We start from the raw sequence: 14,382 nt of genomic DNA, 5'->3' as shown, positions 1-14,382 counted from the left end.
CTCTTACCACCGGCGCTCGAAGCGCCGCCTCAAGATGATAGCCGCCGCGTTCATGATGATCATGAAGACGAGCAGAACGATGATCGCCGCAGCCGTGCGTTCGTGGAAGGCGCGTTCAGAGGCGTTTTCCCAAATGTAGATCAGCGACGGCAGGGCGCCGACCGGCTGGTCGATGGCGTGCGGCACGCCCGGCACGAAGCTGACCATGCCGATCAGCAGCAGGGGCGCGGTTTCGCCCAGGGCGTGGGCCATGGAGATGATGGCGCCGGTCATCACGCCCGGCATGGCCAGGGGCAGAACGTGGCTGAACACCGTCTGGGTGCGCGAGGCGCCCATGGCCAGGGCCGCCTCCCGGATCGAGGGCGGCACCGCCTTCAGCGAGGACCGGGTGGCGATGACCAGGGTCGGCAGGGCCATCAGAGCCAGGACCAGGCCGCCGACTAGGGGACTGGCGCGCGGCAGGTGCATCCAGTTGATGAACAGCGCCAGGCCCAACAGGCCGTAGACGATCGAGGGCACGGCTGCGAGGTTGTTGATATTGACCTCGATGATGTCGGTCAGCCTGTTCTTGGGCGCGAACTCCTCCAACCAGACCGCTGCGCCGACGCCCAGCGGAATGGCGATCAGGGCGGTGACCATCAGCATCAGGGCCGAACCCACCACCGCGCCCAGCACGCCCGCCAGTTCCGGCTGGGTCGAGTCGCCGTTGGTGAACAGGGCGGTGTTGAAGTGCGCCCCCACCACCCCCTCGGCCTGCATCCGCTCCAACCAGGCGATCTGCCGATCCGTCAGACGGCGCTGGTCTTCAGGGGTCGATTTCGAAATCTCGCCTTTCAGATACAGGTCCGCATCGTCCGATAGGGGCGCGGCCAGGGGCACGGTCTCGCCGATGACGTCCGGGCGTTTGGCGACTAGGTCGGCGGCGACGAACTTCAGCTCGGACGAGAACAGGCCGCGCATTTCGGCCGAGGCGCGACCGGCAGCGTCGTCCTGAACGCCCCAGCGCGCCAGCTGCTGCTCGGCGGCCAATTGCTCGAAGTTGGACCCTTGAGGATAGGCCCGATCCACGCGGGCCGGGTCCATATAGACCGGGACGGTCACCGTATGGGTGTAGAAGGCGGTGTGCCCCTGCTCCACGATCCGCACCAGAAGGATCGCCAGGAACAGGACGGCGGCGGCGATGGCCAGACGGCCATACCATTTGAACCGCGCCTCCTTGGCGTGGCGTCGTTTCAGCCCGGCGCGCAGTCGGTCCAGCCGCGTCCTGTCGGTCGCGCCGGCGAGGCGATCGGAGGTCGCGTCAGTCATATTGTTCCCGATAGGTCTGCACGATGCGGTGGGCGACGATGTTGAGCACCAGGGTCGCCATGAACAGGGTCAACCCCAGGCCGAAGGCCGACAGGGTCTTGGCGCTGTTGAACTCCTGGTCGCCGGTCAGCAGCGTGACGATCTGGACCGTGACGGTGGTCACCGTGTCCAGCGGATTGAAGGTCAGGTTGGCCGCAAGGCCCGCCGCCATGGTCACGATCATGGTCTCGCCGATCGCGCGCGACATGGCCAGCAGCAGGGCGCCGGCGATGCCCGGCAGGGCGGCCGGCAGAAGAACCCGCTTCACCGTCTCCGACTTGGTGGCGCCCATGGCGAAGGAGCCGTCGCGCAGGGTCTGGGGCACGGCGTTCAGAATGTCATCCGACAGGGAGGAGACGAAGGGGATCAGCATGATCCCCATCACAGCGCCGGCCGTCAGAGCCATCTGGTTCTGCACCAGGGCCAGATAATGACCGAGGCCGTCCAGCGGTCCGCCGATCAGAAACAGCCCGATTTCATTGAAGAAGACCCGCAGGAGCGGCCCCACGGTCAGGGCGGCGAAGAAGCCGTAGACCACCGTCGGCACCCCGGCCAGAATCTCCAGCAGCGGCTTGACCACCGCCCGCGTGCCGCGCCCGGCGTATTCCGACAGATAGATGGCCGACAGAAGTCCGATCGGCGCGGCCACGCACATGGCGATCGCCATGATCAGCAGGGTGCCCGCGAACAGGGGCACGGCGCCGAAGGCCCCGGTCGATCCCACCTGGTCGGCGCGGATGGCGATCTGGGGGCTCCACTGGGTTCCGAACAGGAAGTCGAAGATCGGGACCCGCTGGAAAAAGCGGAAGGAGTCGAAGGCCAGGGAGGCGATGATGCCGATCGTCGTCAGAACGGCGATGGCGGAACAGACGAACAGGGCGCCGTACACCCAGCCTTCCACCCGGTTGCGCGCGCGTGTCTGGGGACGGATTTGGGTCATGGCGAACAGACCGCCCAGGACGGCGGCCAGGACGGCGGCCAGTCCCCCGCCCCACTTCAAGGTGCGCTCGATACTGACCATGCGGCGCGCTTCGACCGGGAGCTGCTCGGCCAGGGGCCGTTCCCAGATCTGAAGGGCGGGCTCGCCGCGACCGAGGCGATGGGCGTCGGCGAAGAAAGCGTCGCGACGGAACGGATCCAGGGCGGCCACCTCCGGCGGCGTGTCCACTGCGGTCAGCTGCCGCTCCAGGGGCGCCGAGAACAGACTCATCAGCACCAGAACCAGCAGGGCCGGCGCGGCGACCCAGATCAGGGCGTAGGCGCCATGCTGTCCGGGTCGCGAATGCGGCTTGGCCCCGACGGCGCGGCGGACGGCCAGGGCGCGACCGCCCAGATAGGCGGCGACGCTGAGCGCGACGAGGATCAGTAGGTAAATCCAGATCATTCCGGGTCCGAGGCGGTCAGGCGCGAATCGAAAGAAGGCCGGCGATCCGGCGGCTACGCGGCGCGACTACTGCCCGCGAATGGTCAGCGGAATAAGACGACTTGATGACAGTTCCATAACAGCGCAGGCGGCGCGGCGGGGCGATCAGGAGGCGGCGCGAACATCCCGCCGTTCGACCACCATGGGGAACCAGGCGGTAAATGCGGCGCCCAGACCCGGTGCGCTCTCCACCACCAGACCGCCCTCGTGGCGATTGACGATGTGTTTGACGATGGCCAGACCCAGTCCGGTGCCCTGGCGCTCGCCGCTCTTTTGACCTTCGACCCGATAGAATCGCTCGGTCAGTCGCGGCAGGTGCTCGCGCGCCATGCCCGGCCCGTGATCGCGCACGGTGACGGCGGCATAGAGGACGCCCGCAGCCCGGTCCGGCGTGACAAGCGGCAGCCGGGTCGCGCCCGGCATGCGGGACGACCAGGCCTCGTCGAACGACAGGTCCGAGCGCACCGAAATCTCCACCGTTCCCCCGGCAGGCGAATATTTGACGGCGTTGTCGAGCAGATTCTGGACGACCTGGAGGATTTCGTCGCGGTCGCCGTTTATGGAGGCGCGTGTCTCCCCGCGGTCCAGGGCCACGACGATCTGTTTGGCCTGGGTCAGAATGCTGACGGCGTCGACCACGTCGGCCGCTGCGCGATCCAGATCGACCCGGCCTGACGGCGGGATGTGTTCATTCAGCTCGATCCGGCTGAGCGACAGAAGGTCGGCGACCAGACGTCCCATGCGATCCGCCTGGGCCGACATGATGTCCAGGAATCGGTCGCGCGCTGCGGCGTCGTCGCGCGCGTGACCTTTCAGGGTTTCAATGAAGCCGCTGAGCGAGGCGAGCGGCGTGCGCAGTTCGTGGCTGGCGTTGGCCAGGAAGTCGACGCGCATCATCTCGGTGCGGCGCGCGGCGGTCTCATCGCGCAGGACGACCAGGGCCAGGGGATCGCGCCCCTCCCCCGCCTCGGTGGACAATGGCCGGGTCCAGGCGCGCCAACGCCGGTCCCGCTGCCCGCCGGTGGTGTAGTCTGTCGTGCGCGAGACGTCGCCGAAGAGGGCTTCGTCCACAGCTTCCAGCACCCCCGGCTCACGGATCACCTGGACCAGCAGCGCGCCCTGACGATGGATCCGCAACAGGTCGCGCGCGGCCTTGTTCGCCATCACGATGCGCCGACCGGCGATGTCGTCCGGCTCGCCGCCGCTGACGATCAGAACAGGATCGTCCAGGCTTTCGAACACCCTGTCGAGCAGGTCGGCGGTGACGGGATCGGTCGGCCCGTCCGCCGGCGCGCCCTCCGGCGTCGGCGTCGGCGCCGGCGCCGGCGACTGGGCGTTCAGCAGCCAGGCCGATCCGGCCACCACCACCGCCCCGCCGACCAGCCATCCGGCGATTTGAGGATGGACGAAGGCGAGACCCAGTAGAACGCCCACCGCGATCGCGATGCTGATGCCGACCGTCCAGAGTCGAGACGTCGAGGTCGGCGCCACCGGCGAAGGCGAGGAATCATAGGACATGGGCGGCGCGAGACTCGCTCGAACGGTTGGGGAAATCCCATCCTTGCACGGATTTTGTGACGCCGCGCCGACAGGACCGGCGATTTTTCCAAGCCTGACCGCACGGTTTGTTTAGGAGTTTTAGGCAGGCTGTCGCCAAAGGGGGAACTTCCTTGGTTCGGACGATGGACGCGGTCCTGTACGGTCACGACTGGCGGCTCAGTCTGCTCGCCGTCGCCTTCTGCTTTGCGGGAATGGCGTCGACCCTGCAGTTGATCGAGCTGACACGCCGGCGGGACGTCAAGACGCGCTGGCGGCTCGCCGTCGCCGCCGGCATCGTCGCCTCGCTCACGACCTGGCTGGCCCATGTCCTGGCCATGAAGGCGCTGGCCGCCCGCCTGGGCGGGACCTATGACGTCGGCCTGGCCCTGGGGTCCAGCATACTGCTATGGCGATGATCGGCTTGGCCGTCGTCGTGGCCCTGGCGCGAGGACGGCTGTGGCGGACGTTTGCGGGGCTGATCGCCTTGTCCGGCGTGGCGGCCATGCACTATCTGGGCATGGTGGGTTTCCAGGCGTCCGGTCGGATGGAGTGGCGGTCCGATCTGGTGGTTCTGTCTATCGTCGGCGGCATGGCCATCGCGGGCGCAACCGCCTTCCTGCATCGTCGGGGCAGCCTTCCTCGCCTGTTGTTGAGCGCCGGCGGGGCGGTCGCCGCCATCATGTTCCTCCATGTCATGGGTACGGCGGCGCTGAGCGTGACGCCCGATCCGGCGGCGGGACGGCAGGCCGCCTTGTCTCCAGAGGCGATGCGCCCCCTGATCATCCTCGTCTTTCTGGCCGTCGGCGGAACGGGCGGGGTGATCGGGGTCATGGCCTATATGACGCGGGCGGGAGCCCTGGCGCGCATCCGCGAGGCGGTCGAAGCCATGCCGGACGGCCTGGCCTTCTTCGACGCCGACGATCGACTGGTGCTGTGGAACGCCCGCTATGCCCAGGTGAACCCGGAACTGGGGCCGCTTCTAAAGGTCGGGACCCCCTTCCTGGACCTGATTCGGATCGGCATGGACGAAGGGCGGTATGACGACGCCATCGGGCGCGAGGACGAGTGGATCGCCGAGCGGCTGAGGGCGCGCCGCGCCGCATCCTCCTTCATTGAGCAGCAGGTGGCTGGCGACCGCTGGCTGCGGATCCAGGACCGCCGGACGGCGGAGGGTGGGACCGTCACCGTCTGCAACGACATCACCGACCTGAAGCACGACGCCCGCGCCCTGGGCGAGGCGCGCGACGCGGCCGAGGCGGCCAATGTGGCCAAGAGCCTGTTCCTGGCCAATATGAGCCACGAGATTCGCACCCCGCTGAACGGCGTCATCGGCCTGTCCCAGGCTCTAGCCAAGACGGAACTGACGGCCGAGCAGCGCGAAATCCTGGATCTGATGCAAGCCTCCGGCCAGACGCTTCGGACCCTGCTGAGCGACATTCTGGATCTGGCGCGGGTCGAATCGGGCAGGCTGGAATTGACTGAGGACGCCTTCGAACTGGCTGGCGCGGTGCGCGAGGCGGCCCAGCTCTATGCCGAGAACGCCCGCGAGAAGCACCTCGGCTTCCATGTGGACATCGATGTCGAAGACGGGCTTTGGGTCAGGGGCGACGTCGTGCGCCTGAAGCAGATCCTGACCAATCTGATCTCCAACGCCGTCAAATTCACCAGCCAGGGCTTTGTCGGCCTGACCGTCCAGCGTGGAGCGGACCATGCGCGTGGGCCGACCCTGCGCTTCACCGTCGAAGACACCGGCATCGGTTTCGACTCAGCGACGAGAGAGCGTCTGTTCCGACGCTTCGAACAGGCCGACGGCGGCATTACGCGCAAGTTCGGCGGCTCCGGCCTGGGGCTGTCGATCTGCCGCCAGTTGGCGGAGATGATGGGCGGCGACCTGGATTGCGAAAGCGAGCCCGGGGGCGGCTCGGCCTTCATACTGACCCTGCCCCTGTCGGTCTGCGACGCTCCGGCCCAGAGCGAACCCCAGGCCGACCCTGAAACGCCGGCTCGCCTGCGCCGTCCCGTGCGGGTGCTGGTCGCCGACGACCATCCCACCAACCGTCGGGTGATCGAGCTGATTCTAGCCCAGACCTCGGTCGAGCTGTGCATGGTCGAAAACGGCGCAGAGGCCGTTGACGCCTTCCGTCTTCGCAGCTTTGACCTGGTGCTGATGGACATGCAGATGCCGGTGATGGACGGCCTGACGGCCACCCGGGAGATTCGACTGCATGAAAGCGCGACCGGGTCGGCGCGAACCCCGATCGTCATGTTGACGGCCAACGCCATGCCTGAACATGTGGCGGCGGGTCGCTCGGCCGGAGCGGACCACCATCTGGCCAAGCCGTTCAACGCCGCCGAACTGCTGGCGATCGTCATCGACCCCGCCGCCCTGCCGAAGATCGAGGCCCAGGCGGCGTGATTCCGCTGAGCGGTCCCCGATCCGGTCTCAGGCGGTTGCACATCCGTCATGATGCGTGTAATAGCCCGCGCTCTTGAATTCGAGGGTTCATGACCCCCGCCGCGCGGGCCCAGGGTTGGCGCGGTGTTTCCGTTGTTGTTGAGGCGAGCCAGATGGCCGAGATCATTCTGAACGTGGACGTCCGCGAAGGCGTCGGCACCGGTGGCGCCCGCGCCGCCCGTCGCGCCGGTTTCGTGCCGGGCGTCCTGTACGGCGGCGACAAGGCCCCCGTCTCCATTTCGGTGAACGAGAAGGACTTCCGCAAGTCGCTCTACACCGGCAAGCTGCTGGGCCATCTGGTGACGCTGAAGTACGGCGAAGAAACCCAGCCGGTCATCGCCAAGGACGTACAGTTCGACCCGGTGTCGGACCGTCCCCTGCACTTCGACCTGATGCGCGTCGACGAGCACGCCCCGGTCAAGATCGAAGTGCCCGTGCACTTCAAGAACGCTGACGAAGCGCCGTTCGCCCGTCAGGGCGGTTCGCTGGAAGTCGTCCGTCACGCCGTTGAAATCCTGGTCAAGGCCGACAGCATTCCGGAAGAACTGGTGGTCGACCTGGCCAAGGCGCAGATGGGCGACACCATCCGCATCTCGGACATCGCCCTGCCCAAGGGCGCCCAGCCCACCATCACCGACCGCGACTTCGTGATCGCCACCATCAAGGTCTCGTCCGCCGCCCTGTCGGCCGCCGCCGACGAAGCCGCCGAGGCCGAGACGACCGAAGGCTGAGCCTTCGTCGCATCGCCGGAACCAAGCCCCGCCCGGCTCGCCGCGGCGGGGCTTTTCTTTGGGCGACGCACACGGCATGAGGACGTCATGATCATCATCGCCGGCCTGGGCAACCCAGGCGCCAAATACGAGAAGAACCGCCACAACATCGGCTTCATGGCCGCCGACGAGATCGCGCGGCGCTGGCGGTTCGGCCCCGAGCGGGCCAAGTTTCAGTCGATCGTCAGCGAGGGTCAGGTCGAGACGGCGAACGGGCCGGTCAAGGTCCTGCTGATGAAGCCCCAGACCTATATGAACGAGAGCGGCCGGGCCGTCAGCGAGGCCGCGCGCTTCTACAAGATCAAGCCCAGCGAGATCATCGTCTTCCATGACGAGATCGACCTGGCGCCCGGTCGGTTCCGCATGAAGACCGGCGGCGGAGCAGCCGGCCAGAACGGAATCCGCTCGCTGATCAGTCATCTGGGACCGGACTTCCGTCGCGCCCGGATGGGGATCGGCCATCCCGGCGAGAAGGAGATGGTCATGCCCCACGTCCTGGGAGACTTCCACAAGGCGGAGCAGCCCTGGCTGGACGCCCTGCTCCAGGCCTGCGCTGACGCTTTGCCCTTCGCCGTCGCCGGCGACGACGAACGCTATCAGGGCGAGGTCATGCGCCTGGCCCCGGCGCCCAAGTTCAGTCCCCGCCAAGCGGCGCGCGGCGAACTGTAGCCTGTACGCCCTTGGCGAAACGCCGTAGATGCGAGGCGTGAACCGTTCCGGCGCCGATCATTGGTCGACATCGAAGTCGCTCGCCTTCCTGGCGGCGGTCTTCGCCATCGTGCTCGGAAGTCTGCTGCCGTTCGGAGCCTTGGCGGCGGCCCAGCCGGGCCAGCCTCTGGTCATCTGTTCCGCAGAAGGGCCGCAGACCATCCAGTCCGGCGGCATGGACGGCCCGGTCAACAAACATCTTGGGGCCAAGTGCGCAGCCTGCGTCGTGCCCCTGGCCGCCGCCCTGCCCGTCCCGCCCGCGCCCGAACCCGCGCCGGTCCTCCGCACGGTCGAGACCGTCGTCTATACGCCCGCCCGCGTCAGCCCCCGCCGCCGGCCCGCGCGCCGCCGCGTCCGCCGTCCACCGCCCCGCCCCACGCCTGAACCAGACCGAAGCCCGCGCCGGCCCCACGCCCGCGCGCCCTTTCCCGTTCTGACTTCAGGATCATCATGTCTCTCAAGACCACTGCGGCGCCCTGCGCCCTGCTGCTCGCCGCCCTGTCCACGACTGTGGGGGCGAGCCACGCCCTGGCGCAGCAGACGCCCGAGCCCGCCATGCTCGACACCGTCATCGTCACCGCCCGTCGCAACGCCGACGACCCCGTTGTCGTCGCCGAGGCGCGGGAACGTCTGGCCCGTACGCCGGGCGCGGTCGCCGTCGTCTCGGCCGAATCCTACGCCGACCGCTATGCGCCCAGCCTCGCCGACGTGCTGCGCGACGCGCCGGGCGTCTATGCCCAGAAGAAGTGGGGCGGCGACATCCGGCTTTCGATCCGGGGCTCCGGCATCGGCAACTCCAGCCACAACCGCGGCACCCTGCTGGCCCAGGACGGGGTCCCGTTCAACGAGGCCGACGGCTTCGGCGACTTCCAGCTGATCGACCCGCTGATCGCCCGCTATACCGAGGTGTACAAGGGCGGCAACGCCCTGCGCTTCGGCGGCGCCCTGCTGGGCGGAGCGGTCAATCTAGTCGCCCCGACCGGGCGCACGGCCGCATCGAACCTGAACCTGCGGCTGGACGGCGGTTCCTATGGCACGGTGCGCGCCCATGCCGAGGTGGCGGGCGTTCGCGGCGACTGGGACGGCTTCGCCGCCGTCACGGGCCAGAGCGTGGACGGCTGGCGTCAACAGAGCGAGGGCAAGTCCCTGCACCTGTCCGCCAATATCGGCCGCAGCTTCGGTCAGGACCGCGAGGTGCGCCTGCTGGTCTCGGGCGGCGACATCCATCAGGAAATCCCCGGCAGTGTCAGCCTATCGGACGCTCTGACCAAACCCCAGGCGGCGACACCGAGCAACATCACCCTGAACTACCAGCGCAATATGCAATCAGTCCGCACGACGGTGCAGACGCGCTGGCGGCTGGACGAGTCCACCGTGTTCGAGGGCGCGATCTATGGAACCTGGAAGGATCTGGACCACCCCATCTTCCAGGTGATCGATCAGGAAAGCCGCAACTACGGCGCCTTCGGACGGTTCGACTGGCAGGGACAGGTCTTCGGCCTGCGCGCCGACGCCTTCTACGGCGCCTGGTATCGTCAGGGCGATCTGGACGCCAAACAGTGGGGCAATCTGGCCGGACAGCAGAACGGCCTGCGCGCCCGCAGCTTCCAGAACGGCAAGGGGCTGGACGTCTTCGGCGAGGGGCGGCTGTTCGTCACCGACCGCCTGGCCCTGGTCGCCGGGGGAACCTGGGGCCGCGCCGAGCGGGACTATCAGAGCTATGTGGTCCCCGGCGTCTCCGGCACGATCGACCTGACCGTCGACAAGAGCTTCGACTGGTTCGCCCCCCGCGCCGGCCTTTTGTGGGAAAACGAGCAGGGCGATCAGGTCTTTGCCAATGTCACCCGCTCGGTCGAGCCGCCCAACTTCTCGGCCCTGTCGCCGACCGCCGCCGGCTATCAGCCCCTGGTCCCGCAGGAGGCGGTGACCTGGGAGATCGGCACGCGCGGTCGCCGAGGGCCGGTGACCTGGGACGTCACCGCCTATCGCGCCGACCTGGACCACGAACTGCTGAACTATGTGTCGAACCCGACGCTCGGCACCACCGTCACTTTCAACGCCGAAGAGACCGTTCACCAGGGCATTGAGGCCGGGCTGGATTGGCGGATCGCGCCGCAGTGGCGCCTGCGCCAGACTTATGCCTTCTCGGACTTCTTCTTCGACGGAGACAGCACATATGGCGACGGCCATCTGCCGGTCGTGCCGCCGCACCTTTACCGGGCCGAGTTGAGGTATGACCACACCGCAGGCTGGTTCGTGGCGCCCAGCGTGGAATGGTCAATGGCGGATTCTTGGGTCGACTACGCCAATACGCCATCTCTGAAGTCGCCCGGCTATACGGTGGCGAACCTGAACATGGGCTGGGATGTGCGGGATGGACTGACTGTCTTCGCAGACGTGCGCAATCTGTTCGACGAAACCTATGTCTCCAACTTCAGCGCCGTCACCGACGCCAGCCTCGCCAGCGTCTCGAAGGCCGTCTTCTTCCCCGGCGAAGGCCGCTCGGCCTATGTCGGCGTCAGGATGAGCTACTGATGGCCGGGAAGGCCACAACCCAGGCGCCGGACGATCTGTCCGGCGCCTACCGCGCCGTCTGGCGTTGGCATTTCTACGCCGGCGTCTTCGTCATGCCCGTGCTGATGCTGCTGGCCCTGACGGGTGGGCTTTATCTGTTCAAGGACGAGATCGACGGAGCCCTTTATCGGGACATGATCCGCGTGCCGGCGGCCCAAACCCAGACCGCGCCGGAAACCTGGCTGACGTCGGCGGCCCAGGCGGCCGACGGCGGTCGGGTCGCCAATCTGGTCCTGCCCGCCCAGGCGGACCAGGCCGTTCGCCTGCGCGTGGATCGACCCGACGGGGTGCAGAAGACGGTCTTCGTCGATCCCCACACCGGCCGCGTCACCGGCGTCATTCCCGCCGGCGGCTTCATGGAACTGGTCAAGAAGACCCACAGCCTGACCCTGCTGGGGCGGCCGTTCAACATCCTGGTCGAGATCGTGGCGGGCTGGACCATCATCCTGTTCGCCACGGGCCTCTATCTGTGGTGGCCGCGTGGACGGGCTGTCGCGACCGTCTCGCTCCGAACGACCGACGCCCGACGCCGCCCCTTCTGGCGCGACCTGCACGCCCTGACGGGCTTTTACGTCGGCGGTGTGGTGCTGTTCCTGGCGGTCACCGGCATGCCCTGGTCGGCCTTCTGGGGCGACACGGTGATGGACGCCGTCAAGTCCAGCGGTCTGGGCCGCCCGCCCGCGCCTGTCGCGGGAGCCTGGCAGCGCGCCGAACACCATGACCAGCCCATCGGCGCCGGTTGGGCCATGGACGGAATGGTCATGACCCACGACCACGCGGGCCACGGCGCACTGGACCGGGTGCTGAAGGCCGCCGACGACGCCGGTCTGGCCCGGCCCTACGCCGTCAACATCCCCGCCGCCGGCGGCACGGCCTATACGATCACCACACAGGCCCGCCGGGTTCAGGACAGCCGGTCCCTGTACATCGACGCCGCCTCGGGGCGTCTGCTGGCCGACCTCGGCTACGACCGGTTCGGCGTCGGCGCCAAAACCGTCGAATGGGGCGTCTATACCCACCAGGGCACACAGTACGGCCAGCTGAACCGGATCATCATGCTGCTGGGCTGTATCGGCGTCTGGCTGCTGGCGATCAGCGGTCTGGTCATGTGGTGGAAGCGCCGCCCGCCGAACCTGTCGCGCCTGCGACTGGGCGGCCCGCCCGCCCCGCCCGGACCGCGCATCCGCGCCGCCGTCCTGGGCATCGTCCTGCCCCTCGCCCTCCTCTATCCCCTGACGGGCCTGAGCCTGGTCTTCGCCGTATTGCTCGATCGAGCCGTGCGGCCGATGATCCGGCGCCGTCCCGCCGTTTCCTGAAAGAACCGACGCCATGAAGACCCATCTGTCCCTCGCCGTCGCCGCCCTTGCACTGACGGCCTGCAACCCGCCTGCGGACAAGCCGGCCCCTGCCGCTGAGGCGACGGCCGCCGCCGTGACCGCCGCCGACGCCTGGTGCCGCCCTTCGCCCAACGGAGCCAAGGCCGGGGGCTGCTACGTCACCCTGACCGCCGCGACCGACGACCGGCTGACCGGCGGCTCCACCCCGCGCGCGGCCGAGCTTCAGGTCCATGAGATGAAGACCGAGAACGGCATGATGAAGATGGCCCAACTGACCGAGGGCCTGCCGTTGGCGGCCGGTCAGGCGGTCGAGCTGGCGCCCGGCGCCAATCATCTGATGCTGATCGGCCTGACCGCCCCCCTGGTCGCAGGCGAGACCGTGCCCATCACCCTGACGTTCGCCTCGGCGCCCGAGGTGACGGTTCAGGCGGCGGTGCGCCAACCGACCATGGCGGGGATGGATCACGCCGCCCACTGAGGCCTTTTGAAGCGCGAGCCTGACAAACCGGTTCGAACCGGCTAAAGGCTCGCGCCTCACGAGGAATCCCATGGCCCTGAAAGTCGCGATCGTCGGCCTGCCCAATGTCGGCAAGTCCACCCTGTTCAACGCCCTGACTAAGACGGCGGCGGCCCAGGCGGCCAACTATCCGTTCTGCACCATCGAGCCGAACACCGGCGACGTGGCCGTGCCCGAGCCGCGCCTGAACGCCCTGGCTGAGATCGCAGGGTCCAAGGAGATCATCCCGGCCCGCATCACCTTCGTGGACGTTGCAGGCCTGGTGCGCGGCGCGTCCAAGGGCGAGGGCCTGGGCAACCAGTTCCTGGCCAATATCCGCGACTGCGACGCCGTGGCCTTCGTCGCCCGCTGCTTCGTCGACGACGACATCACCCACGTCGAAAACCGCATCGATCCGATCGCCGATCTGGACATCATCGAGACCGAGCTGATGCTGGCCGATATGGAAAGCCTGGAGCGCCGCCGGCCCCAGCTGGAGAAGCGGGCCAAGACCGGCGACAAGGATTCGGCGCTTACGCTGAAACTGGTCGATTTGGCCCTGGCCCAGCTGAACGCCGGCAAGCCCGCCCGCACCGCCGAGGTATCCAAGGAGGATATGAAGGCCTGGCACATGCTGCAGCTGCTGACCGCCCTGCCCGCCCTCTATGTCGCCAATGTCGAAGAGGGTTCGGCCGACCAGGGCAATGAGCTGTCGGCCAAGGTCGCCGCCCGCGCCGCCCAGGACAACGCCAACTCGGTCGTCATCTCGGCCCAGATCGAATCCGAGATCGCCGTGCTGGACGACGCCGAGCAGAAAGAGTTCCTGGAGACCCTGGGTCTGGAGGAACCCGGCCTGAACCGGCTGATCCGCGAGGCCTACAAGCTGCTGGGCCTGCAGACCTATTTCACGGTCGGTCCCAAAGAGGCCCGCGCCTGGACCATCAATGTCGGCGACACCGCGCCCCAGGCGGCCGGGGTCATCCACACCGACTTCGAAAAAGGCTTCATCCGCGCCGAGACCATCGCCTTCGAAGACTTCGTCGCCCTGCGCGGCGAGGCCAAGGCGCGCGAAGCCGGCAAGCTGCGCGCGGAAGGCAAGTCTTACGTCGTCAAGGACGGCGACGTGATGAACTTCCTGTTCAACTGAGGCGTCAGATCAGGGGGACTGCCGCGCTGCGGCCTGGTCCTGGTCCTTGTCGGGCTTCAGCATCTTCTCCAGCGGATTGGCGGGGTCGGGCGCCCGTGGCGAGCCGGGGCAGCGCAGCAGCTTCACCGTGGTCATGTCCCGGTCAATATAGGTCAGGTTCATGACGTCGCCGGCCGCCGCCATGTGGACGCGCTCGGTCGCGACCTGCCCCTCCGCCGTGCAGTTTAACGTCGCCACATAGCCGTGGGGCGTCTCGTCAATATGGGCGATGTCGCAACGGTTCTCATACCCCTCGAACCGTTGAGGGGTGATGGTCAGGGGCCGTCGGTCGCCCTGCGGGCGGGCGCACCAGGCGAGGTCGCCGGCCCAGACCCCAACGAAGCTGCGCGGCCCCCGCGACGCCAGGGACGAGGGGCCGGGCGGTTCAACCGCCTGCATGGCTTCGGCGGTCCTGAGCGGCGCGGCGGGCTGGTCGGGAGGATTGACGTCATTCTCGCCGCAAGCGCCCAGCAGGGAACCCAGGGCGAGCAGCGGAAACAAGGCGAGTCTCATGACACCGCAACGTAGAGACCCAGCTCCGGTTCAA

13 protein-coding genes are annotated in these 14,382 nt (G+C 67.8%); 8 read left to right on the top strand and 5 right to left on the bottom strand.

The genetic code is table 11. The features are described from left to right. Positions 1-3: 3 nt before the first annotated feature. From pstA to JMT67_RS00880, 3 genes are all read right to left on the bottom strand, one after another. Positions 4-1,308: a phosphate ABC transporter permease PstA gene (pstA, locus tag JMT67_RS00890; RefSeq protein WP_054765400.1), complete on the bottom strand. Its 1,305-nt coding sequence runs from the start codon at positions 1,306-1,308 to the stop codon at positions 4-6. Continuing rightward, positions 1,301-2,731, bottom strand: coding sequence for a phosphate ABC transporter permease subunit PstC (gene pstC, locus JMT67_RS00885; protein WP_054765399.1), 1,431 nt, complete (start codon positions 2,729-2,731; stop codon positions 1,301-1,303). The genes pstA and pstC overlap by 8 nt, the downstream gene beginning before the upstream one ends. Positions 2,732-2,875: 144 nt before the next feature. Continuing rightward, on the bottom strand, positions 2,876-4,288 hold the full coding sequence (locus tag JMT67_RS00880) for a sensor histidine kinase (protein ID WP_054765398.1): 1,413 nt from the start codon (positions 4,286-4,288) through the stop codon (positions 2,876-2,878). 152 nt (positions 4,289-4,440) lie between these two features. Here JMT67_RS00880 and JMT67_RS16140 point away from each other — a divergent pair, with 152 nt between their 5' ends. The 4 genes from JMT67_RS16140 (at position 4,441) to pth (ending at position 8,203) form a co-directional block, all read left to right on the top strand. After that, the gene (locus JMT67_RS16140; protein WP_233455747.1) at positions 4,441-4,725 is read left to right on the top strand and encodes a hypothetical protein; all 285 of its coding nucleotides are present in this window, start codon (positions 4,441-4,443) and stop codon (positions 4,723-4,725) included. Continuing rightward, entirely contained in the window at positions 4,716-6,725 is a 2,010-nt protein-coding gene (locus JMT67_RS00875; protein ID WP_233455746.1) for a hybrid sensor histidine kinase/response regulator, read from the top strand. Before JMT67_RS16140 ends, JMT67_RS00875 begins: the two co-directional genes overlap by 10 nt. A gap of 152 nt (positions 6,726-6,877) precedes the next feature. Beyond that, on the top strand, positions 6,878-7,495 hold the full coding sequence (locus JMT67_RS00870) for a 50S ribosomal protein L25/general stress protein Ctc (protein WP_201462459.1): 618 nt from the start codon (positions 6,878-6,880) through the stop codon (positions 7,493-7,495). An 87-nt stretch (positions 7,496-7,582) separates the two neighbouring features. Further along, on the top strand, positions 7,583-8,203 hold the full coding sequence (gene pth, locus JMT67_RS00865; protein WP_183215926.1) for an aminoacyl-tRNA hydrolase: 621 nt from the start codon (positions 7,583-7,585) through the stop codon (positions 8,201-8,203). A 359-nt stretch (positions 8,204-8,562) separates the two neighbouring features. Here pth and JMT67_RS16370 read toward each other — a convergent pair whose 3' ends face one another. Next, the gene (locus tag JMT67_RS16370; protein WP_267904127.1) at positions 8,563-8,691 is read right to left on the bottom strand and encodes a hypothetical protein; all 129 of its coding nucleotides are present in this window, start codon (positions 8,689-8,691) and stop codon (positions 8,563-8,565) included. Between the two features lies 1 nt (position 8,692). Here JMT67_RS16370 and JMT67_RS00860 point away from each other — a divergent pair, with 1 nt between their 5' ends. From JMT67_RS00860 to ychF, 4 genes are all read left to right on the top strand, one after another. Then, positions 8,693-10,777 carry a TonB-dependent receptor family protein gene (locus JMT67_RS00860; protein ID WP_201462458.1) on the top strand — a complete coding sequence of 695 codons (2,085 nt, stop codon included), beginning with the start codon at positions 8,693-8,695 and terminating at the stop codon, positions 10,775-10,777. Beyond that, the gene (locus JMT67_RS00855) at positions 10,777-12,132 is read left to right on the top strand and encodes a PepSY-associated TM helix domain-containing protein (protein ID WP_201462457.1); all 1,356 of its coding nucleotides are present in this window, start codon (positions 10,777-10,779) and stop codon (positions 12,130-12,132) included. Before JMT67_RS00860 ends, JMT67_RS00855 begins: the two co-directional genes overlap by 1 nt. Before the next feature lie 13 nt (positions 12,133-12,145). Then, positions 12,146-12,631 (top strand): copper chaperone PCu(A)C, encoded by a 486-nt coding sequence (locus JMT67_RS00850; RefSeq protein ID WP_054765391.1) that lies wholly within the window; start codon positions 12,146-12,148, stop codon positions 12,629-12,631. A gap of 70 nt (positions 12,632-12,701) precedes the next feature. Further along, positions 12,702-13,796 (top strand): redox-regulated ATPase YchF, encoded by a 1,095-nt coding sequence (gene ychF, locus JMT67_RS00845; RefSeq protein WP_152949891.1) that lies wholly within the window; start codon positions 12,702-12,704, stop codon positions 13,794-13,796. Between the two features lie 9 nt (positions 13,797-13,805). On the opposite strand, the gene JMT67_RS00840 is transcribed toward ychF, so the two are convergent. Continuing rightward, the gene (locus JMT67_RS00840) at positions 13,806-14,348 is read right to left on the bottom strand and encodes a hypothetical protein (RefSeq protein ID WP_183215936.1); all 543 of its coding nucleotides are present in this window, start codon (positions 14,346-14,348) and stop codon (positions 13,806-13,808) included. Positions 14,349-14,382: the final 34 nt, after the last annotated feature.

This window comes from Brevundimonas aurantiaca (genome assembly GCF_904830995.1).
Lineage (GTDB): Bacteria > Pseudomonadota > Alphaproteobacteria > Caulobacterales > Caulobacteraceae > Brevundimonas > Brevundimonas aurantiaca.
This window is presented reverse-complemented; position numbering and strand designations above follow the sequence as displayed.